The sequence below is a fragment of the Sinorhizobium americanum genome (assembly GCF_001651855.1).
Taxonomy (GTDB): domain Bacteria; phylum Pseudomonadota; class Alphaproteobacteria; order Rhizobiales; family Rhizobiaceae; genus Sinorhizobium; species Sinorhizobium americanum.
Window position 1 is genome coordinate 46,445 of record NZ_LNQC01000035.1, and the last position, 19,443, is coordinate 65,887.

The window sequence follows — 19,443 nt, forward strand, 5'->3', positions numbered from 1 at the left end:
ATATTGAAAATCCAGTGGCGAGGCCTCACATGAGGCACAATATCTGGACAATGCCATTCCGAAGGAGCAGCCGATGGCAACTGTGAAAGTCGATGCGTCCAATTTTCAGAAAGAAGTCCTGAATTCCGCCGAGCCGGTCGTCGTCGACTTTTGGGCCGAATGGTGCGGCCCGTGCAAAATGATCGCCCCGAGCCTCGAAGAGATCGCCACCGAGCTTGCCGGCAAGGTCAAGGTCGCCAAGCTCAATATCGATGAAAACCCTGAACTGGCCGCCCAATACGGCGTCCGCTCGATTCCGACGCTCGCCATGTTCAAGGCCGGCGAAGTCGCCGACATCAAGGTTGGCGCCGCGCCGAAGACCGCGCTCAGTTCGTGGATCTCCAACGCCGTCTGAACTGGCGCCAAGTCGATAATTGATAATGAAAAGCCCGGCTCGCCGGGCTTTTTTCTTGTTGACAGCGGCGGCCTCAGCCGCGAAGTGCCCCTCACGCTGCACTACCGCGGCGGCGTGCCGTTCTCGGAAAGCACGTCGCCGACGAGATAGAGCGAGCCGCCGATCAGAATGCGCGGCGGCGCGGGGTCATCTTCGGTCAACTCGGCGATAAGACCCAGAGCTTCCGCGACCGATGACGCGGCGTTTACCTCGAGACCGGCTGAGGCCGCATCGGCGGCGAGCGCCACCGGGTCAACTCCGGCGTCCGAACCATGGATCGGCACGGTGAAGACCTGCTCGGCGAGATCGAGGAAGGCTTTGAAGTAGCCGATCGGATCTTTGGTGTTGATCATGCCGATGATCAGGAACAGCGGCCGCGGATCGCGCTCCTCGAAGGTGGCCATGGCTTCGGCGATCACCTGGCCGGCGCCGGGATTGTGGCCGCCGTCGACCCAGATCTCGGCGGCCGGCGGCCCGTAATGCGAAAGCTTGCCGCCGGCAAGCCGCTGCAGACGTCCGGGCCATTCGACGCCGGCCAGGCCCTTCTCGATCGCCGCCTCCGGCAAATCGAAACCGGCCGCCCGGACGGCACGGATCGCCGCCGCTGCATTGGCATATTGATGCCGGCCCGGCAGGCGCGGCAGCGGCAGGTCGGCAAGGCCGTTCTCGTCCTGGAAGATCAGCCTGCCGAACTCCTCATGCGCCATGAAGTCCTGGCCGTAGACGGACATCGGGCAGCCAAGCCGCTCGGCCGTTTCGACCAGCACCTCGCGCACGCCGTCTTCTTCCTGATGGCCGATCACCACCGGGCAGCCGCGCTTCATGATTCCGGCCTTTTCTGCGGCGATCAGCTCCACCCGGTCGCCGAGATAGGCCTGATGATCGAGCGAGATCGGCATGATGATGGAAACCGCCGGGCGGGCGATGACATTCGTCGCGTCGAAGCGGCCGCCGAGGCCGACTTCAATGACGGCAACATCGGCCGGGTGCTCCGCGAAAAGCAGGAAGGTGACGGCGGTCAGGATTTCGAAGACGGTGATCTTCTGGCCGGCATTGGCTTGCGCCACGCGCCGCACGGCATCGGCGAGGACCGGGTCGCTGACGAGCGCACCCTTGCCGCCCTTGACGCCGAGCCGATAACGCTCATGCCAGTTCACCAGGTGGGGAGACGTGTGCACATGGACGCTGAGGCCTGCCGCTTCGAGGATCGCCCGCGAAAACGCGGTGACGGAGCCTTTGCCGTTGGTGCCGGCGACGTGGATGATCGGCGGCAGGCGGTCCTGCGGGTTGCCAAGCGCGGCCAGCAGCCGCGTGATCCTGTCGAGCGACAGGTCAAACCCCTTGGGATGCAGGGCCAGAAGCTTTTCGATCTCCTGCGCCGCCTCGCTGACCTGTGCCGCCGCCATGTTCCTGCCTCGAAAAATTGATCCGCGCATGATTCCTTAGACCGGAATTTCAGCAAATCAAATCACTTAAGCGACGCCCGGGCGTCAAACGGACGCGCGGGGCTTTAATGGCGAATAGAAGTGGGACGGGCGTCTACGCCCGGGCTGCGAGCGGCAAGGCCGAGACCTGGGAGCCGCTCTCGCGCCTCGCGGCCTCCGCCGGCTTCTTCATCAGGATCTTCAGCAACCGCGAAAGCGTCGCCGGCAGGTCGTGGCGCTTGACGACCATGTCGACCATGCCGTGCTCGAGAAGATACTCGGAGGTCTGGAAGCCGTCCGGGAGCTTTTCTCGCAGCGTCTGCTCGATCACCCGCTTCCCGGCAAAGCCGATCTCCGCACCCGGTTCGGCGAGGTGGATGTCGCCCAGCATCGCGTAGGATGCGGTGACGCCGCCTGTGGTGGGATTGGTCAACACGACGATATAGGGAAGGCCCGCTTCCTTCAGCAGATTGACCGCAACCGTGGTGCGCGGAAGCTGCATCAGTGACAGGATGCCTTCCTGCATGCGGGCGCCGCCTGAGGCCGGGAACATCACCAGCGGGCACTTCTCGGCGATCGCCTTTTCGAAGGCCCTGATGATCGCCTCGCCGGCCGCCATGCCGAGCGAACCGCCGATGAAGTTGAACTCATGCACGACGGCGACGAGCTTGACGCCCTGGACGAGCCCAAGGCCTGCGACGATCGTGTCCTCGAGCTCGGTCTTGGCACGGCTGTCGCGCAGACGGTCGAGATATTTCTTCGAATCGCGGAACTTCAGCGGATCCTGCGCCACCTTCGGCTGCGGCAGGGTTTCGTAGATTCCGCCGTCGAAGAGATCCTTTAGCCGGGCCTTGGCCGGCATCTTCATGTGATGGCCGGACTGCGGGATGACCCACTTGTTCTCTTCGAGATCGCGATGGTACACCATCTCGCCGGTTTCAGGGCATTTGATCCAGAGGTTCTCCGGAACTTCCCTGCGGCCGAGCATCGAATTGATCTTTGGCCGAACGTAGTTTGTGATCCAGTTCACTTCATAGACTCCTGACGATGTGCCTCGGCTCCTGCGCGCCAATATGGGCGATTATTCGGCCGCCGCAAGACGCGCCGCACGCACGCCGGCCGAAAGCCCTCGAACCAAAGCTTCCACACCCGGCACCGTCGCGTCGGTGGCCTTGCCGCTTTCCGTCAGGCTCGAGGCGATCTGGTTGACAATCGCCGTCCCAACAACGACGCCATCGGCCGAGGCGCCGATCACCCGCGCGTGCTCGGCGGTCTTGACGCCGAAGCCGACGCAGACGGGCAGCTGCGTATGCGACTTGATCCGTGCCACCGCACCGGCGATCAGCGACGGATCGGGCAGAGAGGAACCGGTGATGCCGGTCATCGAGACGTAATAGACGAAACCGGAGGTGTTTTCGAGAACCTTGGGCAGACGGCGGTCGTCGGTAGTCGGCGTCGCCAGACGGACGAAGCTGATGCCCTTCTTCAACGCCGGGATGCACAGCTCGTCATCCATTTCCGGCGGCAGATCGACAACGATCAGCCCGTCGACACCCGCCTCGACCGCGTCGTCCAGGAAGCGCTCGACGCCGTAGATGTAGATCGGATTGTAATAGCCCATCAGCACGATCGGGGTGCGCTGATCCTCAGCCCGGAAGCGGCGGGCGAGGTCGAGCGTCTTGGCAAGCGTCTGCCCGGCTTTCAGCGCGCGCTGGCCGGCAAGCTGGATCGCCGGGCCGTCGGCCATCGGATCGGAAAAGGGCACGCCGAGCTCGATGACGTCGGCACCGGCCTTCGGCAGCGCCTGCATGATCGCCAGCGACGTTTCGAAATCCGGATCGCCGCCCATGAAATAGGTGACAAGGACCGGGCGACCTTCCGCCGCGACGTCGGCGAACCTCTGCTCCATGCGTGCGGTCATACTCTTTACTGCCCCATTCCCAGAATTTTGCCGACGGTGAAGATATCCTTGTCGCCGCGACCGGAGAGATTCATCAGGATGATCTCATCCTTGCCCATTGTCGGCGCCCGCTTGATGACCTCGGCCAGCGCATGCGACGGCTCGAGCGCCGGGATGATGCCTTCGAGCCGCGTCAGCGTCTGGAAGGCTTCGAGCGCCTCATGATCCATGATCGGCACATATTCAACCCGGCCGATATCGTTGAGCCAGGCATGCTCCGGACCGATACCCGGGTAATCGAGGCCGGCCGAGATGGAATGGCCTTCCTTGATCTGGCCATCGCCGTCCTGCAGCAGGTAGGTGCGGTTGCCATGCAGCACGCCCGGCGAGCCGGCGGTGATCGAGGCGCAGTGCTCGTCGCCATCAAGCCCCTTGCCGCCCGCTTCGACGCCGACGATCCGGACACCCTCGTCGTCGAGGAAGGGGTGGAAGATGCCGATGGCGTTCGAGCCGCCGCCGACCGCCGCGATGACGAGATCGGGCAGGCGGCCTTCAGCGGCAAGGATCTGTTCCTTCGCCTCCTGGCCGATGACCGCCTGGAAGTCGCGGACCATCTCCGGATAGGGATGCGGGCCTGCGGCCGTGCCGATCAGGTAATAGGTGCTGTCGACATTCGTCACCCAGTCGCGCAGCGCCTCGTTCATGGCGTCCTTCAGGGTGCCGTGGCCGGCGGTCACCGGCTTCACCTCGGCGCCGAGAAGCTTCATGCGGAAGACGTTCGGCGCCTGGCGCTCGACGTCGGTGGCGCCCATGTAGACGACGCAGGGGAGGCCGAAACGGGCCGCGACGGTCGCCGACGCGACGCCGTGCTGGCCGGCACCGGTTTCGGCGATGATGCGGGTCTTGCCCATGCGCTTGGCGAGCAGGATCTGGCCGATGCAATTGTTGATCTTGTGCGAGCCGGTGTGGTTCAGCTCCTCGCGCTTGAAATAGATCTTGGCGCCGCCGAGTTCGGCCGTCAGGCGCTCGGCGAAATAAAGCGGGCTCGGCCGGCCGATATAATGGGCGCCGAGCTGTTCGAGTTCCGCTTTGAAGGCCGGATCGTCCTTAGCCTTGTTCCATTCGTCCTGGAGATCGAGGATCAACGGCATCAGCGTCTCGGCGACGAAACGGCCGCCGAAAATACCGAACCGGCCGTCCTCGTCCGGTCCAGCCCTGAAGGAGTTCGGTTTTAGCGGCTGATTCACGTCTTGCTCCCTGATCGTGGCACTACGGCTTCGGCGCGGCGTACCGCATCGAAAAACGCATCCATGAGCTTCAAATCCTTGAGACCCGGCGCGCTCTCGACGCCGGAGGATGTATCGATGGCGCTGGCGCCGGTCAGCGCGAGTGCCTCCCCGATATTTTCTGCATTCAGCCCACCGGAAAGCATGTAATCGACGCTCCCGTCAAGCGCGTCGAGCAGCCTCCAATCGAAAGAGACACCATTGCCGCCAGGCAATTCGGACCCCGCCGGCGGCTTGGCATCGAGAAGGAAACGATCGACGATGCCGACGTAAGCATCAATCCTTTCGAGATCGGAGGCCTCGCGGACCGACAGCGCCTTCATGACCGGCAGGCCGTAGATCGCCTTGATCGTCAGAACCCTATCCGGATCTTCGGAGCCGTGAAGCTGCAGGATGTCGGGCTTCAGCGAGGAAACGATCTCGTCGAGATCGTCATTGTCGGCATTCACCGTGACGGCGACGATCTTCGCCCGGCCGCGAATACGCTCGGCCACCCGGCCGGCGTCGTCAGGCTCGATGTTGCGCGGGCTCTTGGGAAAGAAGATGAAGCCAATATGCGAAGCCCCGAGCGCGACTGCATGCTCCGCCGCCTCCGCGGTCCTCAGTCCACATATTTTCACTTCCGTTTTCATGGCAAGCGACCTTGCACGAAATGCCGTCCGAGTCGAGCAAAACCATTGCTTTGCAGTGCGTCATCTTAGGGAACCGTGGCAGGCATTTTCAGTCGGCGGAATTCAGCTTCGACGAACGCGGCCTCAGTGCGTGGCATGCCCCTCCCGCTGCCGCGACTGCACCGTCCCAGTCCCTTCTCGGCACCATCGGCCAAATTTAACGGTGAGCTTAGCCAAAATCGATGGCGTGCAGCATGGTGCCGTTGCGCTTCAACCAGCGCCTCGCGTCGTTGGTGTCCGGGCAAAGCTTCTCGCAGAGCGCCCAGAAATCGGGGCCGTGATTCATCTCCTGGAGATGGGCGACCTCATGGGCCGCCAGATAGGCGATCACCTTCGGCGGCGCCATGGCAATCCGCCAGGAAAAGCTCAAATCACCCTCGGCGGAGCAGGAGCCCCAGCGGCTGCGGGTATCCTTGAGGCTCAACGAGCGCACGCGGCGGCCGATCCGGCCCGCATAGACGGCGACGAGGCGCTCCAGTTCGAAGCGCGCCTCCTTCTTTAGGTAGTCGGCAATCCGCCGGCGCAGGTGCTCCTCCGCGCCGCCGACACGCAACACCGCCTCGTCGTCGACGATAGCGGATTCGGTAAGGCCGCGAATCCGACCGGTCCTCTCGATGCGATGGGCGACGCCGCGAATGAAGATCGTTCCGCCGTCTTCGAGCTCGCTCTCGCCGGAGAAGCGCGCGAGCTTGGTCAACAGCCAGCCCTGGTGGCGGCTGAGGAATGCGCTGACCTCGCGCTCCGGCAGGCCTTCGGGAACGGTGAGTTTCAGAGCGCGCCCGCCCGGCTCGATGCGCAAGGTCATCCGCGTCGCGCGTGCGTTCTGCCGGATGGTCAAGGGCAGGCGCTTGCCGGCCACCTCGATGTCACGCGTGACGTCGGGGCGTGTTTCACTGCCGCGGCGCTTGAAGGAAGGAAACATGAGGCCTTTCTAGCCGATTCGCCGTCCGCTGGCAGCTGCCTACTGCATGTCTTTGTCCCCTTGAATCGACCTCGATTTAAGGGGTCAAAGACATGCAGCAATTCACAGTGCTACAGCGACCTTTGCGCGTCCGATGAGCCGCGCGGCGCTGTAGTCCCGGCGTTTCATGTGAAACGCCGGGACGCCATTCTATCATTCAGGCGGTCTCTGGTGCCGGGCCGGGGCGACCGTTCCTGCGCTCGCGCATGAAACGGTCGAATTCCTCCTGGTCCTTGGCACGCCGGAGCTCGCGGACATAGGCGTCGAATTCCTCGCGCATCTCGTCGAGCTTGCGGCGCTCCTCGTCGAGCCGGGCCAGTTCCGCCTCGCGCCAATCGTCGAAGGCGACATTGCCGGTCCGATGGTGGGCCCAATGGCCGCGGTGATTGCGGCGGAAGCCGGAACACATGCGGTCCACGCTGTCGTTGGCGTCCTTCTTGAAGGTCTTCAGCTTGTCGCCGAAGAGGATGTAAGCGAGCATCGCCAGGCCGAGCGGCCAGAACACCACGAAACCGAGCACCATCAATGCAATGGTCGCAGGCGTCCAGTCCGGACGGATCAATGCAGATTGGTTCATCTTCAGTATTCCTCGCAGTCAGCGGACCGCCCGTTGCGGCCCGATGAAAACGATGTGGGAAAGACTAAAGAGGACTGCAAGATGCGCCGCATGGGAATCGGACAAACCCTTGACTCTGCGGCAGCAAATCGCTGCCGCAGAAGGCAAATGGCCGCAGCCGCACGGGCGGGACTAGGTGGCGCTAGGCCGACTTGCCGCCCTTGATGATCTGTTTCACCGGGCTCGAGTGGCGCGAATGCTGGCGATGGAAGGCGACGATCCGCGGCGCGATCTCGCCGCGGAACCGAGAGCCGTTGAAAACACCATAGTGTCCGACGTCCGGCTGCATGTAGTGCTGACGCATGTGCTCCGGAATGTTGGTGCAGATCGTCTGCGCAGCCTGGGTCTGACCGACGCCGGAAATGTCGTCGTTCTCGCCCTCCACCGTCAACAGCGCCACCTTGCGGATCGCTGTCGGATCGACGCGCTTGCCGCGATGCATCATCTCGCCCTTCGGCAAAGCATGCTGCATGAACACCACCTGCACTGTCTGCAGGTAGAATTCCGCCGTGAGATCCATGACAGCGAGATATTCGTCGTAGAAATCGCGGTGCTTGTCGGCGGCATCGCCGTCGTTCTTGACGAGATGGGCGAAGAACTCCTTGTGGGCGACCAGATGGCGGTCAAGGTTCATCGACATGAAGCCCGAAAGCTGCAGGAAGCCCGGATAGACCATGCGCATGAAGCCCGGCTGCGGCCACGGCACTGGCATGATGACATTGTCGCGGAACCATTCGACCGGCCGCTGTTCGGCGAGCTGATTGACTGCGGTCGGGTTGATGCGCGTGTCGATCGGGCCGCCCATCAGCGTCATCGATGCCGGCGAGAGCGGGTCATTGTCCGCCTCCATCAGCGCGACCGCGGCGAGAACCGGCACGGCGGGCTGGCAGACGCCGATCACATGGGTATCGGGGCCGAGATGGTGCAGGATCTGGATGACGTAATCGATGTAGTCGTCGAGATCGAAGGTGCCCTCGCTCAAGGGCACCATGCGGGCATCGAGCCAATCCGTGATGTAGATGTCGGAATGCGGCAGCAGCGCTTCGACGGTGCCGCGCAGCAAGGTCGCGTAGTGGCCGGACATGGGTGCGACCAGCAGCACCTTCGGGTCCGCCGTCCGTCCCTTCGGCAGCGACCGTTCGAAATGGATGAGATTGCAGAAGGGCGCGCGCCAGACGATTTTTTCGCGCACCGGCACGGTCTGGCCGTCGACCACCGTCTCCGGCAGGCCGAATTCCGGCTTGCCGTAGCGGCGCGTGGCACGTTCGAAAACTTCCAGCCCCGCCGCCGCGGCGCGGCCGAAATAGGTGTGCGAGACGGGATTCATCGGATTCTTGAAGGCCAGCCGCATGGCGTCCGCCGCCGTGCGCCATGGAGCCATCATGGCATGGTTCATTTCATAAAGCTGGTAGAACATGGGCGCGTACCCCTTGTTTCAATCAATCCGGCGCCGCTCCCAGGTCCGACGCAAGCCTTGCGAGTATTTGTCCTTGGTGTCCGCAATCGCTGTCAGACTACCACTTTTCTTGTGCAGTGCAACAAACAGAACCCCCTCGTTTTTTTGGGGCCAGTTCCCACGGGATTCATATTACTAATTTATTGAGATAACATTGCGCGGGCCTGTCGCGCTATGACGTTCGTACCTCAGGCAGCGGAAATTCCGTAAAATCGGGCTGCCGTCCCCAGGAAAATCGCCTGCCGCTCCGCTTCCGTGCAGTGCGCGGTCAATGCCTGAGCAGCTGAGAACCACCCGGCGTAGTCGGCATCGAGCAGTACAACCGGCCAGTCGCTGCCGAACATCACCCGTTCGGCACCGAAAACGTCGAGAAGATGGGCGGCATAGGGGCGCAAGCGCTCGACGGACCAGCCTCCGCCGGCTTCGGTCACAAGTCCCGATAGCTTGACATGCACATTCTGGCGGCGGGCGAGCGCCGCCATATCCGTCGCCCAGGGCTCCAGCCTGCCTTCGGCAATGAACGGCTTGGCGCCGTGATCGACGACGATGGCGAGGTCCGGCAGGCGGTCGGCAAGCGCGGCGATCACCGGCAGATGACGCGGCTGGACAAGCGCGTCGAAGCGGAGGTCCAACCGCGGCAGCATTTCGAGTGTGTCAATCGCTTCCGGCCGCAGAATCCAGGCGGCTTCCTCGATGCTCTGAAGCATCGGCCGGATACCCTTGAGCTTCGGATGCGTTTTCAGACGCAGAAGCGCGAGACGCGCGTCGGCCGCGAGAATATCGACCCAGCCGACCACCGCCGCGACCATCTCCTCGCGCGCGGCAATTTCAAGCAGGAATTCGGTCTCGGCGACATTCGGCGCCGCCTGGACGAGGACGGTCCGGGTGATGCCTGCGGCGCTGAGATGGGGCTTCAGATCGTCAGGTCCGAAGTCGCGAAAGATAGGTTCAAGATCCGGGCCCGGCCAGTCATTGTGGCCAAGGCCGAGCGTCCAGTAGTGCTGGTGGGCGTCGATGAAGCTCATTTGCCGCCGATCGTGACGATTGCCTTCACAAGGCCGGCCTTGTCATGCGCCCAACGCGGCAGGTCGTCAACGCATCGCTCTAGGGTCGTCGTGTGGGTGACGAGCTTGTCCACCGGCACCAGACCCCTGGCGATCGAGGCGATAACGTGGTCGAAATCCGCCCGCGTCGCATTGCGGCTCGCAACCAGCCTCATCTCGCGCTTGTGGAATTCCGGATCGGCGAAGCGGATGTCGTTCTTGACCACGCTGACGAAGACGAGGGTCCCGCCATGCGCGACATGGGCAAAGGATCGTTCCATCGACGCGGCGTTGCCGGTAGCGTCGAAGACCACGTCGAAACCATCACCACCCGTAGCTTCGGCAACGGCCTTTTCCAGTCCCTCACCGGCGACAAGGCCGCCCGAAAAGCCGAGCTCGCCCGCGGCGAAAGCCAGCCGCTCGGCGCTGGTATCGAGAAGCGCCACCTCATGTCCGGCGATCCGCGAAAAGATCGCCGTTCCAAGGCCGATCGGGCCGGCGCCGATTACCAGCGACCGGGCACCGGGGGCAGCGCCGGATCGCCGCACCGCATGGGCGCCGATCGCCAGAAATTCCACCGTCGCGGCGGCTCCGGGAGAAAGACCGTTTGCCGGATAGAGATTTTCCTCCGGCATGAGGATTTCTTCGCAGAACGCGCCATCGGTGTGGACGCCGAGAACCCGGATCGCCGTGCAGCAATTGGGCTTTCCCCTCCGGCAGGCAATGCAGGCCCCGCAGGAGATATAGGGATTGACGACCACCAGCGTTCCCAGCGGGAGCAGGGAGTCTGGGCCGGTTTCCACCACGGTCGCGGAGATCTCGTGGCCCATGACGCGCGGATATTCGAGGAAGGGGTGCTTTCCTTCGAAGATGTGATAGTCCGTGCCGCAGATGCCGACACTGTTGACGGCGAGGCGGGCCCACCCCTCAGACGGCGCCGCCGGCCGAGGCCGATCGGCGACTTCCAGACGACCGGGCTCCGCACAAACGACAGCTTTCATGACGCTTCCCCAAGCTCGATTGCGAATGACCGGGTCGCGCCGCTCAACGCGAGCCCCGGCGCCGAAGCTGGTCGAAATAGACGATCACGATGATCAGCACCCCGGTGATGATGCGCTGCCAGAAGGAGTTGACGTTCAACAGGTTGGCACCATTGTTGATCGTCGCCAGGATGAAGGCGCCGAGCAGCGGCCCGTGCACCGAGCCGACGGCGCCGAAAAGGCTGGTGCCGCCGATGACCGACGAGGCGATCGCCTGCAATTCCCAGCCTTCCGCCTGCGTGGCGTTGCCGATGCCGATGCGCGAAGCGAGCAGCAGGCCGACAAAGGCGGCGCAGGTCGACGACAGAATATAGGCAAGATAGATCGTCCGGTTGACGTTGACGCCGGAGAGGCGCGCCGCCTCGCTGTTCGAGCCGACGGCGAAGAGATAGCGGCCGAAGCGGCTGAGATGCAGGAAGACATAGGCGGGGACCGCGACGACGATCACCATCCAGAAGAGGCTCGGGACGCCGAGAAAATCGGCACGCGAGAAATTGGTGAAGGCCTCGTTGGTGATCGAGATCGTCGAACCGTTGGTGATCAGGAGGCCGATGCCGCGCAGCGACGTCAGCGTCGCAAGCGTGATGATGAAAGGCGGCAGGCCCATGCGGACGATGCCGAAGGCATGAAAGGCGCCGATCAGTACGCCGATCAAAAGCGTCGCGACAAGCGCCAGCCAGAGCGGCACGCCGGCGGCCAGCAGCCACGCGACGATGACGCTGGTGAAGCCGACAACCGCGCCGACGGAGAGATCGATGCCAGCGGTGATGATTACGAAGGTCTGGCCGACTGCTAGGATCGCCGTCATCGCCCCCTGGCGCAGGAGGTTGCTGATATTGTTCGGCGTCCAGAAGGCGCTCGTCGCCAAACCAAGGAGCAGCCAGAGGACGACCAGCAGTCCGAGGAGCGTCAGCCCGAACAGGATGCTGACCCCTCTTTTGGGCGTAGGCCCTGTGCCGCTTTCTACCGTTTCCACACTCATTCTGCCCTCCCTGCAGTCCTTCCAACTCTCAAACGATCACGCATTGATTGCCTGCGCCAAGACATCCTCGTGACTGGCGGCGCGGTAATCGTGGCTTGCCACCAGCCGCCCCTGCCGAAAAACATGCAGGCGATCGGCTAGCTCGTAGACTTCCGGCAGATAGGAGGAGATCAGGATGATCCCCGCGCCTTTCTCCAGCAGCCGCGCGAAAAGCCGATAGATTTCCGCCTTGGTGCCGACGTCGACGCCGACTGTCGGCTCGTCGAAAATGAACAATTTCGCGCCGTGGCTCACCCATTTGCCGATGACGATCTTCTGCTGGTTGCCGCCGGACATGGCGGAGGCAAGCACGCGGCGTGACGGCGTCTTGATCTGCAGATCGCGGATCTGGCGATCGGCATTGGCAGCCTCCTCGCCCCGGTTGATCGTTAATCCGCGCGTCAACCGGCGAAAGACCGGCAGGTTGATGTTGAGGCCGATCGGCAGATTGAGGCAGAGGCCCTGGTCGCGGCGGCTTTCCGGCGCAAGCGCGATGCCGAGCTCCATCGCCTTGCGCTCGTTGTCGATAGCAACCTTGCGGCCCTGCCAGTACACCTCTCCGGCGCTGAGCGGATGACGACCGTAGAGGCCGAGCGCGAATTCGCTGCGCCCCGCGCCGATCAGGCCATAAAGCCCGACGATCTCGCCGGCCCTGACGGAGAGCGATATGTCGCTGAAGCCGGGGCCAGAGAGCCCGCGCGCCTCGATGACCGTCTCGCCCAGGGCAAACTGTTCCTTGTGGTAGATCTGCTCGATGGTGCGGTTGATCATCAGCGCGATCAGCTCCGCCTCATTGGTCTCCGATATGTCGCGGGTGCCGACATGGGTGCCGTCGCGCAGCACCGATACCCGATCGGCAAGCTCGAAAACCTCTTCGAGCCGATGACTGATATAGACAATGGTGACGCCGTCGCCCTGCAGCCGGCGAATGAGCCGGAAAAGCTGGGCGGATTCCTGCCGGGTCAGGTAGGCGGTCGGCTCGTCGAAGATCAGGAAGCGCGTGCCGCGCATGGCGGCGCGGGCGGTCGCGACCAGCTGCTGCTGGCCGATCGTCAGGCTGCCGAGAGTGGCGTCGGCCGGCAGATTGAAGCCGAGATCGTCGAGGACGCCCTGGGCCGCTTCGGTCATGGCGCGCTTGCGCATCAGGCCGTTGCCATTCATCTCGTCGCCGAGGAACATGTTGGCCGCGACGCTCAGATGCGGGCAGAGCACCACCTCCTGGTGGACGGCATTGATGCCGCGGGTGATCGCCTCGGTAGGGTTGGCAAGCTGGACCGGCTCGCCTTGCCAGAACACTTCGCCGGCGGTCCGCGGGATGACGCCGGTCAGGAGCTTGATCAGCGTCGATTTGCCGGCGCCGTTTTCTCCGACGATCGCGTGGATCTCCCCGGAGAGGAATGTGATGGTCGCGGGCTTCAGCGCCTGGACGGCGCCGTAGTTCTTCTGCAGCCCACGCAGTTCCAGGATCGGCTTGCCCTTCGCAACGGCCGCCTCGAGCTCGTCCTCGTGCCGCTGGCTGACCTCTTGAAGCCCTGTCATATCACCCTCCTCGCTTGGCGGTCCGCGACGGCCGGCTCCTCCGCCGGCCGTCGCGCCAAAGACAGGTCAGTTGACCTTCGGGTTCAGCAGCGCGTCGATCTTCGGCTCGGCCATGTTGGCCTTGGTCACGAGGTTGGCGCCGGTATCGACATTGGCCTCGACCTTCTCGCCCTTCGAGACCGAAAGCGCCGTTTTCACGCCATCATAGCCCATGCGATAAGGATCCTGCACCACGAGACCGGCGAGAACGCCTTCCTTGAGGAAGCCGACGGTCTTTTCGTCGCTGTCGAAGCCGATGACCTTGACCTTGTCGCCGAGCTTGTTCTCGGCAATCGCCTGGCCGGCGCCCTGCGCCATGATCAGGTTGGAAGCGAAGACGCCCACGAGGTTCGGATTGGCGGTGATCAGGTCGGTCATGATGTTGAGGCCGGTCGTCGCCTGGCCGTCGGCATATTTGTCCGCGACCACCTTCAGGCCCGGATATTTGGCCTTGACCTGATCGAGGAAGCCCTCGCGGCGCTGGTCGAGCGAACCGACGCCCGGCAGGCTGGTGATGATGGCGATCTCGCCCTCTTCCTTGCCGGTTGCTTCCTTGATCGCTGCGGCAAGACCATCGGCGGCGATGCGGCCACCCTGGACGTTGTCGGTCGTCAGGAACGAAGAGAAGGCCTTCGAATCCGCGCCCGAATCGATGCCGATGACCGGAACCGCTTTTGCCGCCTCGTCGATCGGCTTGCCAAGCGCCTTGAACTCGGTCGGGGCGATGACGACCGCTGCCGGCGCCCCCGCGACGGCGTTCTCGAGGATGCTGATCTGGCCGTTGATGTCGGATTCGGATTGCGCGCCGAGTTCCGGCACGTTGACGCCGAGATCCTTGCCGGCGGCACGGGCACCCGCCAGCACGATCTGCCAGTAGAAGGAAGTCGTGTCCTTGACGATGATCGGGATGGTGACGTCCTGCGCGAAGGACGGCATGGGCGCCAGGGCGGCAAAAAAAGCTGCGCCGGCAAGCGCGCTGAAGGCGCGGCGGGACAGAATGCGTCTGGAATTGCTCATCAAGTTTCTCCTCTCAATTCACACCTAGTTCCGTTATCGAGATCGATCCGCCAGGTGTTTGCGTATCGTCTTTTATCCATAAAAAACAGTTTGGAACGCTAATGCAGGCACGTCGAATTGGCAAGCCTGTTTGATTGATTCTCTTCATTGCGTTCCTCCAAGACGCAAGAAGCATCACCCGCCGCTCCCGGCAGCGGGCAAATCACACCCTCACGGCCTCCGTTCCGAGCGCGGGCGCTACGAGGGTGAAGGGCTCGAAGGCGGCGAAATCCTCCGCCGTTATCGTCCTTTGGGTCAATTCCATATTGCGCTCGAGGCTCGAAGGCTTGGCGGTGCCGAGCAGGACCGAGGCGACCTGGGGATGGGCGAGTGGGAACTTTAGCGCCGGGGCGGCGAGCGGCAGACCACGCTCGCCAGCGAGCCGCTCCATCGCCGCAACCTTCGTCCTCACCTCTTCCGTCGCCGGCATATAGTCGAAATGCGCGCCCTCCACCGGGCCGGTGGCGAGGATGCCGGAATTGAAGACGCCGCCGACAACGAGCGAGGTCCCTTTGTTCTCGCAGAGCGGAATGAGTTCGGCGACCGCCGATCGATCGAGAAGCGTGTAGCGGCCGGCAAGCAGGATGCAGTCGATATCCGCATGGCGCATCACGTCGAGGCAGACGGGCACCTCGTTGATGCCCAAGCCATAGGCCGAAATGGCGCCGGCCGATTTCAGCTCCTCCAGCGCCTTGAGGCCGGAATCGAGCAATTGCCGGAGGTATACGGCATTCTTCGCTGCCCCATGGGTGTAGCCGCCGATGTCATGAACATAGAGAATATCGATGCGGTTGAGGCCGAGACGGGCATAGCTCATCTCCACGGAGCGCATGATCGCGTCATAGCCGTAGTCGTAGGTCACATCGAAATTCAGTGCCCTGACGTAGGAATAATCGGGCACCTTGTCTTCCGGCACCGGATGAAGCAGGCGGCCGACCTTGGTGGAGAGCACGTAGCTGTCGCCCGGCTTGTCGCGCAGGAAATCGCCGACCCGCCGCTCGGCAAGGCCGAGTCCGTAATAGGGCGCGGTGTCGAAATAACGGATTCCTGCGCCCCAGGCGGCGTCGAGGGTCGCCATCGCCGCCTCGCGCGTGCATTCGCGATAGAGGCCGCCGAGGCCCGCGGTGCCGAAACTGTATTCGGTTACCGCCAAATCCGTTCGGCCGATCTTTCTTGTGTGCATTCCTTGTCTCCTCCCTTCCAAGGATGCGGGTCCTCAATTCAGAGCGGGCCAGCCCTCTGTCCCTCACCCTAGCCCTCTCCCCTAAGGCCGGGACAGGGAACTTAGATTGGCGCCCCGCGTCTCCTTCGCCCCGCCCTGCGGGGAGAAGGTGGCCGGCAGGCCGGATGAGGGGCGAAAGTCGTACCCCCAATCATTTTAAAGCGTCGCCCCCAGATGCCAGGGGACGAACTCATTGTCGCCGTAACCGAAAAGTTCGCTTTTGGTCTTGCGGCCGGAAGCCGTGTCGATGATCAGATCGAAAATCTGGCGGCCGAGATCGGCGATCGTCGCCTCGCCGGAGGCGATCACGCCGCAATCGATGTCCATGTCCTCTTCCATCGCCCGATAGAGCGCCGTGTTGCTGGTCAGCTTGATCGAGGGCGCCGGCCGACAGCCGAAGCAGCTGCCGCGGCCGGTGGTAAAGGCGATGACGTTGGCACCGCCGGCAACCTGGCCCGTCGCCGAGACCGGGTCGTAGCCGGGCGTATCCATGAAAACGAGGCCGTGCTCTGTCACCCGTTCCGCGTAATTGTAGACAGCCGTCAACGGCGAACGGCCCCCTTTTGCCACCGCGCCGAGCGACTTTTCAAGGATGGTGGTCAGGCCGCCGCGCTTGTTGCCCGGCGAAGGATTGTTGTCGAGCGAGGCGCCGTGCATCTCGACGTAATTCTCCCACCACGAGATCAGCCCGTCGAGCTTCACCGCCACCGCCTCGTTGACGGCGCGGCTGCGCAAGAGATGCTCGGCCCCATAGATCTCCGAGGTCTCCGAAAGGATCGCCGTGCCGCCGGCACCGGCAAGGATATCGACCGCGGCGCCCAGCGCCGGGTTCGCCGTGACCCCGGACAGGCCGTCCGAGCCGCCGCATTGCAGCCCGACGATGATCTCGCTCACCGGGATCGGTACGCGCCGGGCGGTCGCCACTTCCTTGGCGATTTCCTCGAGAACGCCGAGGGCGCGCTCGACCGAGCGGCGCGAGCCGCCGGCCTCCTGGATGTTGAAATGCCGCTTTTCCGCGCCCGAACCGCTCTGGCCGTAGAGCGTCAGCTGGTTGACCTCGCAGCCGAGCCCGACCATCAGCGCGCCGCCGAAATTGGCGTGGCGGGCATAGCCGGCGAGCGTGCGGTGCAGGTTCTTCATGCCGTCGCCGGAAGACGACATGCCGCAGCCCTGGTCGTGCACGATCGGCACGAAGCCGTCTATGCCCTCGTAGCGGGGCAGGATGCGCCGGTTGGCCTCCTCGGCGATGGCGCGACAGACGGTGGTGGAACAGTTCACGCTGGCGATGATGCCGACATAGTTTCGGGTCGCCGCACGGCCGTCGGCTCGGCGATAGCCGAGAAAGGTGCGCGCCCTGTCGGCCGCACTTGCGGCTTCCGGCGGCACCGGCGCGCCGATCGACAGCCGGTCCTCGTCGAAGGCGAGATTGTGCGAATGCACATGCTCGCCGGCGGCGATGTCGCGGGTGGCGCGGCCGATCGCCTGGGCGTATTTGACGACCGGGTCGCCGGCCGGGATCGGCCGGATCGCCGCCTTGTGGCCGGCCTCGATGCGCGCCGCGGACTTTTGCCCGCCGGGCAATGCCTCGCCGGGCTCGATCGCCACCGTGGCGACGGCGACGTTATCCTCCGGCGAAAGAAGGATCGAAGACGGTGCGGACAATCTCAGGCTCTCCCGGAACGGTTTTCACGGGATGGCTCCCCGTGTCCTCTAGTTTGTCTTTTATCTACAATAGACAGATTTTCGTCAATGGGTATTATGCTGCCGTAGAACGAGGATGCCGATGCTCTCATCGGATGGGGGCATGGGAAAGGCAGGAAGAGACGTGTCTCGGCGGATTCTTCATCGGACCCCGAGACAAACCGGCACTGCCGGGCTAGATGACCCAAAACTTCAATCGGCCGGATCATTCCATGGCGAAGCAGAACACCGTCTTCAAGGATGCCTTCAACCGCTGCCTCACGCTGCTTTCGGAAACCTCAGCGCTGCCTTCCGAACCGGAGCTCGGCCAGGCGCTCGGGGTGAGCCGCACGACGGTCAGGGCCATCCTGTCGCGGTGCGAAGAGGTGAAGCTCATCAGCTGGGACAAGCGCCAGAAGATCGTGCTGAGGCGTCCGGAACCATCCGACTATTTCCCAACCGAGGAAACCGATTCGCTCGCCGAGCGCATCGAGCGCAGCTTCATGCGCCGGATTCTGGCGGGCGGTGCGGAACCAGGCATGCAGATCAACGAGCTCGAACTGGCGCGCGAGATCGGTACCGGCACGACGAGCGTCCGCGAATTCCTGATCCGCTTCAGCCGCTTCGGGCTGATCGAGAAGCGGCCGAACAGTCATTGGGTGCTCAAGGGCTTTACCCGCGAATTCGCGCTCGAGCTGACGGAAGTGCGGGAAATGTTCGAGCTCCGCTCGGCCGCCCGCTTCGTCTCCCTGCCGGAGAACGACCCGGCCTGGGCGGAGCTGAAGCAGATCGAGGCGCTGCATCGCGACATTCTCGCCGACATCGACAACCGCTACAGGGAGTTCTCCGAACTCGACGAGCGCTTTCACCTGCTGGTGCACAAATCGTCGAGCAACCGCTTCATCGTCGATTTCTACGACATCATCGCTATCGTCTTCCACTACCATTATCAGTGGAACAAGTCGAATGCGCGCGAGCGAAATGCCCGGGCGCTGGAAGAGCATCTCGCCTATATCGCCGCTCTTCAGTCGCACGACCCGAAGCAGGCGGAACAGGCCTGCCGCCGACACCTGAAATCGGCGCGCGAGACCCTGCTGCAGTCGATACCATAAAGATCAGTAGCCGGATTCGGTCCGCGCAGGCTCGACCTCTCCGAGGTATTCCAGGCGCAACCGCTCGGTCGCGCTGACGAGCAAGGTCACGTCGGTGCCGATCGCCATGAAGTCGGCCCCAAGATCGCGATAGTCGCGCGCCTGCACCGGATCGAGGGTCAGGATGCCCCGGGCCTTGCCGGCCTTGTGTATCCGGGCGAAGCCATCGACGATCGCGGCCCGCACATCCGGGTGGGCGGGATTGCCGAGATGGCCCATGTCGGCGGCAAGATCCGAGGGCCCGATGAACAGGCCATCGACGCCATCCAAGGCCGCGATCTCGTCGAGGGCGGCCAGCCCTGCCCGGCTCTCGATCTGCAGGATCAGGCAGATCTCGTCATTGGCGTTCTGCAAGTAATCCGTGATGCGCCCGAAATTCGTCGCACGCCCGAGGGCGGCACCGACGCCGCGGATACCATGCGGCGGATAGCGGACGGCGCGGACGAGCTGCCGCGCCTGTTCGATAGTGTCGACCATCGGAATGAGCAGCGTCTGTACGCCGGTGTCGAGGACCTGCTTGATCAGGGCCGTATCGCCGACGGGCAGCCGCACGATCGGATGACTGCCGCGGCCGGCAATGGCGCGATACTGCGCGGCGAGCAGCGGCAGATCATTGGGCGCATGCTCGCCATCGATCAACAGCCAATCATAGCCGCTGCCGGCAACGACCTCAGCCGCATAGGGGCTGGCAAGCGCCACCCACAGGCCGAGCTGGAAACGGCCTTCGCGGATCGCGGCTTTGAAGGGGTTAGTGGGGGCCGGCATGAACGCTCTCCAATGAAAGAACTCAAGGGGAAAACACCGTTATTCGGCGGCTTTTCCTCGGGTCCGGTTGCTTTTTGAGCGGCATTGGCCGCCGATCGGCTAAGTCTCTTCCCTTCCGTTGGACAGGTTGTTTCTGCCCT

At 63.5% G+C, this 19,443-nt stretch carries 18 protein-coding genes; 2 read left to right on the top strand and 16 right to left on the bottom strand.

Features of this window, described 5'->3' with window-relative positions; genetic code table 11:
* Nucleotides 1-73 precede the first annotated feature (73 nt).
* On the top strand, nucleotides 74-394 hold the full coding sequence (gene trxA, locus ATC00_RS02295) for a thioredoxin (protein WP_018236119.1): 321 nt from the start codon (nucleotides 74-76) through the stop codon (nucleotides 392-394).
* 101 nt (nucleotides 395-495) lie between these two features.
* On the opposite strand, the gene ATC00_RS02300 is transcribed toward trxA, so the two are convergent.
* The 15 genes from ATC00_RS02300 to ATC00_RS02375 form a co-directional block, all read right to left on the bottom strand.
* Complete coding sequence (locus ATC00_RS02300; RefSeq protein WP_064251837.1) at nucleotides 496-1,839, bottom strand: bifunctional folylpolyglutamate synthase/dihydrofolate synthase; 1,344 nt, start codon at nucleotides 1,837-1,839, stop codon at nucleotides 496-498.
* Between the two features lie 133 nt (nucleotides 1,840-1,972).
* On the bottom strand, nucleotides 1,973-2,887 hold the full coding sequence (gene accD, locus ATC00_RS02305) for an acetyl-CoA carboxylase, carboxyltransferase subunit beta (RefSeq protein WP_037390512.1): 915 nt from the start codon (nucleotides 2,885-2,887) through the stop codon (nucleotides 1,973-1,975).
* A 51-nt stretch (nucleotides 2,888-2,938) separates the two neighbouring features.
* The gene (trpA, locus tag ATC00_RS02310) at nucleotides 2,939-3,778 is read right to left on the bottom strand and encodes a tryptophan synthase subunit alpha (protein ID WP_037390511.1); all 840 of its coding nucleotides are present in this window, start codon (nucleotides 3,776-3,778) and stop codon (nucleotides 2,939-2,941) included.
* Between the two features lie 5 nt (nucleotides 3,779-3,783).
* Nucleotides 3,784-5,004 carry a tryptophan synthase subunit beta gene (gene trpB / locus ATC00_RS02315; protein ID WP_037390510.1) on the bottom strand — a complete coding sequence of 407 codons (1,221 nt, stop codon included), beginning with the start codon at nucleotides 5,002-5,004 and terminating at the stop codon, nucleotides 3,784-3,786.
* Entirely contained in the window at nucleotides 5,001-5,675 is a 675-nt protein-coding gene (locus ATC00_RS02320) for a phosphoribosylanthranilate isomerase (protein WP_037390509.1), read from the bottom strand. Before ATC00_RS02320 ends, trpB begins: the two co-directional genes overlap by 4 nt.
* 208 nt (nucleotides 5,676-5,883) lie before the next feature.
* Nucleotides 5,884-6,636 carry a M48 family metallopeptidase gene (locus ATC00_RS02330; protein WP_037390507.1) on the bottom strand — a complete coding sequence of 251 codons (753 nt, stop codon included), beginning with the start codon at nucleotides 6,634-6,636 and terminating at the stop codon, nucleotides 5,884-5,886.
* A gap of 196 nt (nucleotides 6,637-6,832) precedes the next feature.
* Nucleotides 6,833-7,252 (bottom strand): DUF2852 domain-containing protein, encoded by a 420-nt coding sequence (locus ATC00_RS02335; RefSeq protein ID WP_037390506.1) that lies wholly within the window; start codon nucleotides 7,250-7,252, stop codon nucleotides 6,833-6,835.
* Between the two features lie 181 nt (nucleotides 7,253-7,433).
* Nucleotides 7,434-8,708 (bottom strand): polyhydroxyalkanoate depolymerase, encoded by a 1,275-nt coding sequence (gene phaZ / locus ATC00_RS02340; RefSeq protein WP_037390504.1) that lies wholly within the window; start codon nucleotides 8,706-8,708, stop codon nucleotides 7,434-7,436.
* A 227-nt stretch (nucleotides 8,709-8,935) separates the two neighbouring features.
* Entirely contained in the window at nucleotides 8,936-9,772 is an 837-nt protein-coding gene (locus ATC00_RS02345) for an amidohydrolase family protein (protein ID WP_064251838.1), read from the bottom strand.
* On the bottom strand, nucleotides 9,769-10,791 hold the full coding sequence (locus ATC00_RS02350; RefSeq protein ID WP_037390502.1) for a zinc-binding alcohol dehydrogenase family protein: 1,023 nt from the start codon (nucleotides 10,789-10,791) through the stop codon (nucleotides 9,769-9,771). The genes ATC00_RS02345 and ATC00_RS02350 overlap by 4 nt, the downstream gene beginning before the upstream one ends.
* A gap of 43 nt (nucleotides 10,792-10,834) precedes the next feature.
* Nucleotides 10,835-11,812: an ABC transporter permease gene (locus ATC00_RS02355; protein ID WP_037390501.1), complete on the bottom strand. Its 978-nt coding sequence runs from the start codon at nucleotides 11,810-11,812 to the stop codon at nucleotides 10,835-10,837.
* Nucleotides 11,813-11,848: 36 nt separating this feature from the next.
* Entirely contained in the window at nucleotides 11,849-13,390 is a 1,542-nt protein-coding gene (locus tag ATC00_RS02360) for a sugar ABC transporter ATP-binding protein (protein ID WP_064251839.1), read from the bottom strand.
* A 66-nt stretch (nucleotides 13,391-13,456) separates the two neighbouring features.
* Entirely contained in the window at nucleotides 13,457-14,446 is a 990-nt protein-coding gene (locus tag ATC00_RS02365; protein WP_064251840.1) for an ABC transporter substrate-binding protein, read from the bottom strand.
* Between the two features lie 202 nt (nucleotides 14,447-14,648).
* Nucleotides 14,649-15,668, bottom strand: a complete 1,020-nt coding sequence (locus tag ATC00_RS02370; RefSeq protein ID WP_064251841.1) for an aldo/keto reductase — start codon at nucleotides 15,666-15,668, stop codon at nucleotides 14,649-14,651.
* Nucleotides 15,669-15,863: 195 nt separating this feature from the next.
* Nucleotides 15,864-17,369: a UxaA family hydrolase gene (locus tag ATC00_RS02375; protein WP_064251842.1), complete on the bottom strand. Its 1,506-nt coding sequence runs from the start codon at nucleotides 17,367-17,369 to the stop codon at nucleotides 15,864-15,866.
* 251 nt (nucleotides 17,370-17,620) lie between these two features.
* Between ATC00_RS02375 and ATC00_RS02380 the strand changes: the two genes are divergently transcribed.
* On the top strand, nucleotides 17,621-18,499 hold the full coding sequence (locus ATC00_RS02380) for a GntR family transcriptional regulator (RefSeq protein WP_064251849.1): 879 nt from the start codon (nucleotides 17,621-17,623) through the stop codon (nucleotides 18,497-18,499).
* A 3-nt stretch (nucleotides 18,500-18,502) separates the two neighbouring features.
* On the opposite strand, the gene hpaI is transcribed toward ATC00_RS02380, so the two are convergent.
* Nucleotides 18,503-19,303 (bottom strand): 4-hydroxy-2-oxoheptanedioate aldolase, encoded by an 801-nt coding sequence (gene hpaI / locus ATC00_RS02385; RefSeq protein WP_064251843.1) that lies wholly within the window; start codon nucleotides 19,301-19,303, stop codon nucleotides 18,503-18,505.
* Between the last annotated feature and the right edge of the window lie 140 nt (nucleotides 19,304-19,443).

Excerpts from the sequence above, each read along its gene's own strand:
- trxA (WP_018236119.1), top strand. The coding sequence starts at position 74 with ATGGCAACTGTGAAAGTCGATGCGTCCAATTTTCAGAAAGAAGTCCTG.
- ATC00_RS02300 (WP_064251837.1), bottom strand. The coding sequence starts at position 1,839 with ATGGCGGCGGCACAGGTCAGCGAGGCGGCGCAGGAGATCGAAAAGCTT.
- trpA (WP_037390511.1), bottom strand. The coding sequence starts at position 3,778 with ATGACCGCACGCATGGAGCAGAGGTTCGCCGACGTCGCGGCGGAAGGT.
- ATC00_RS02320 (WP_037390509.1), bottom strand. The coding sequence starts at position 5,675 with ATGAAAACGGAAGTGAAAATATGTGGACTGAGGACCGCGGAGGCGGCG.
- ATC00_RS02330 (WP_037390507.1), bottom strand. The coding sequence starts at position 6,636 with ATGTTTCCTTCCTTCAAGCGCCGCGGCAGTGAAACACGCCCCGACGTC.
- ATC00_RS02335 (WP_037390506.1), bottom strand. The coding sequence starts at position 7,252 with ATGAACCAATCTGCATTGATCCGTCCGGACTGGACGCCTGCGACCATT.
- phaZ (WP_037390504.1), bottom strand. The coding sequence starts at position 8,708 with ATGTTCTACCAGCTTTATGAAATGAACCATGCCATGATGGCTCCATGG.
- ATC00_RS02345 (WP_064251838.1), bottom strand. The coding sequence starts at position 9,772 with ATGAGCTTCATCGACGCCCACCAGCACTACTGGACGCTCGGCCTTGGC.
- ATC00_RS02350 (WP_037390502.1), bottom strand. The coding sequence starts at position 10,791 with ATGAAAGCTGTCGTTTGTGCGGAGCCCGGTCGTCTGGAAGTCGCCGAT.
- ATC00_RS02355 (WP_037390501.1), bottom strand. The coding sequence starts at position 11,812 with ATGAGTGTGGAAACGGTAGAAAGCGGCACAGGGCCTACGCCCAAAAGA.
- ATC00_RS02360 (WP_064251839.1), bottom strand. The coding sequence starts at position 13,390 with ATGACAGGGCTTCAAGAGGTCAGCCAGCGGCACGAGGACGAGCTCGAG.
- ATC00_RS02365 (WP_064251840.1), bottom strand. The coding sequence starts at position 14,446 with ATGAGCAATTCCAGACGCATTCTGTCCCGCCGCGCCTTCAGCGCGCTT.
- ATC00_RS02370 (WP_064251841.1), bottom strand. The coding sequence starts at position 15,668 with ATGCACACAAGAAAGATCGGCCGAACGGATTTGGCGGTAACCGAATAC.
- ATC00_RS02380 (WP_064251849.1), top strand. The coding sequence starts at position 17,621 with ATGGCGAAGCAGAACACCGTCTTCAAGGATGCCTTCAACCGCTGCCTC.
- hpaI (WP_064251843.1), bottom strand. The coding sequence starts at position 19,303 with ATGCCGGCCCCCACTAACCCCTTCAAAGCCGCGATCCGCGAAGGCCGT.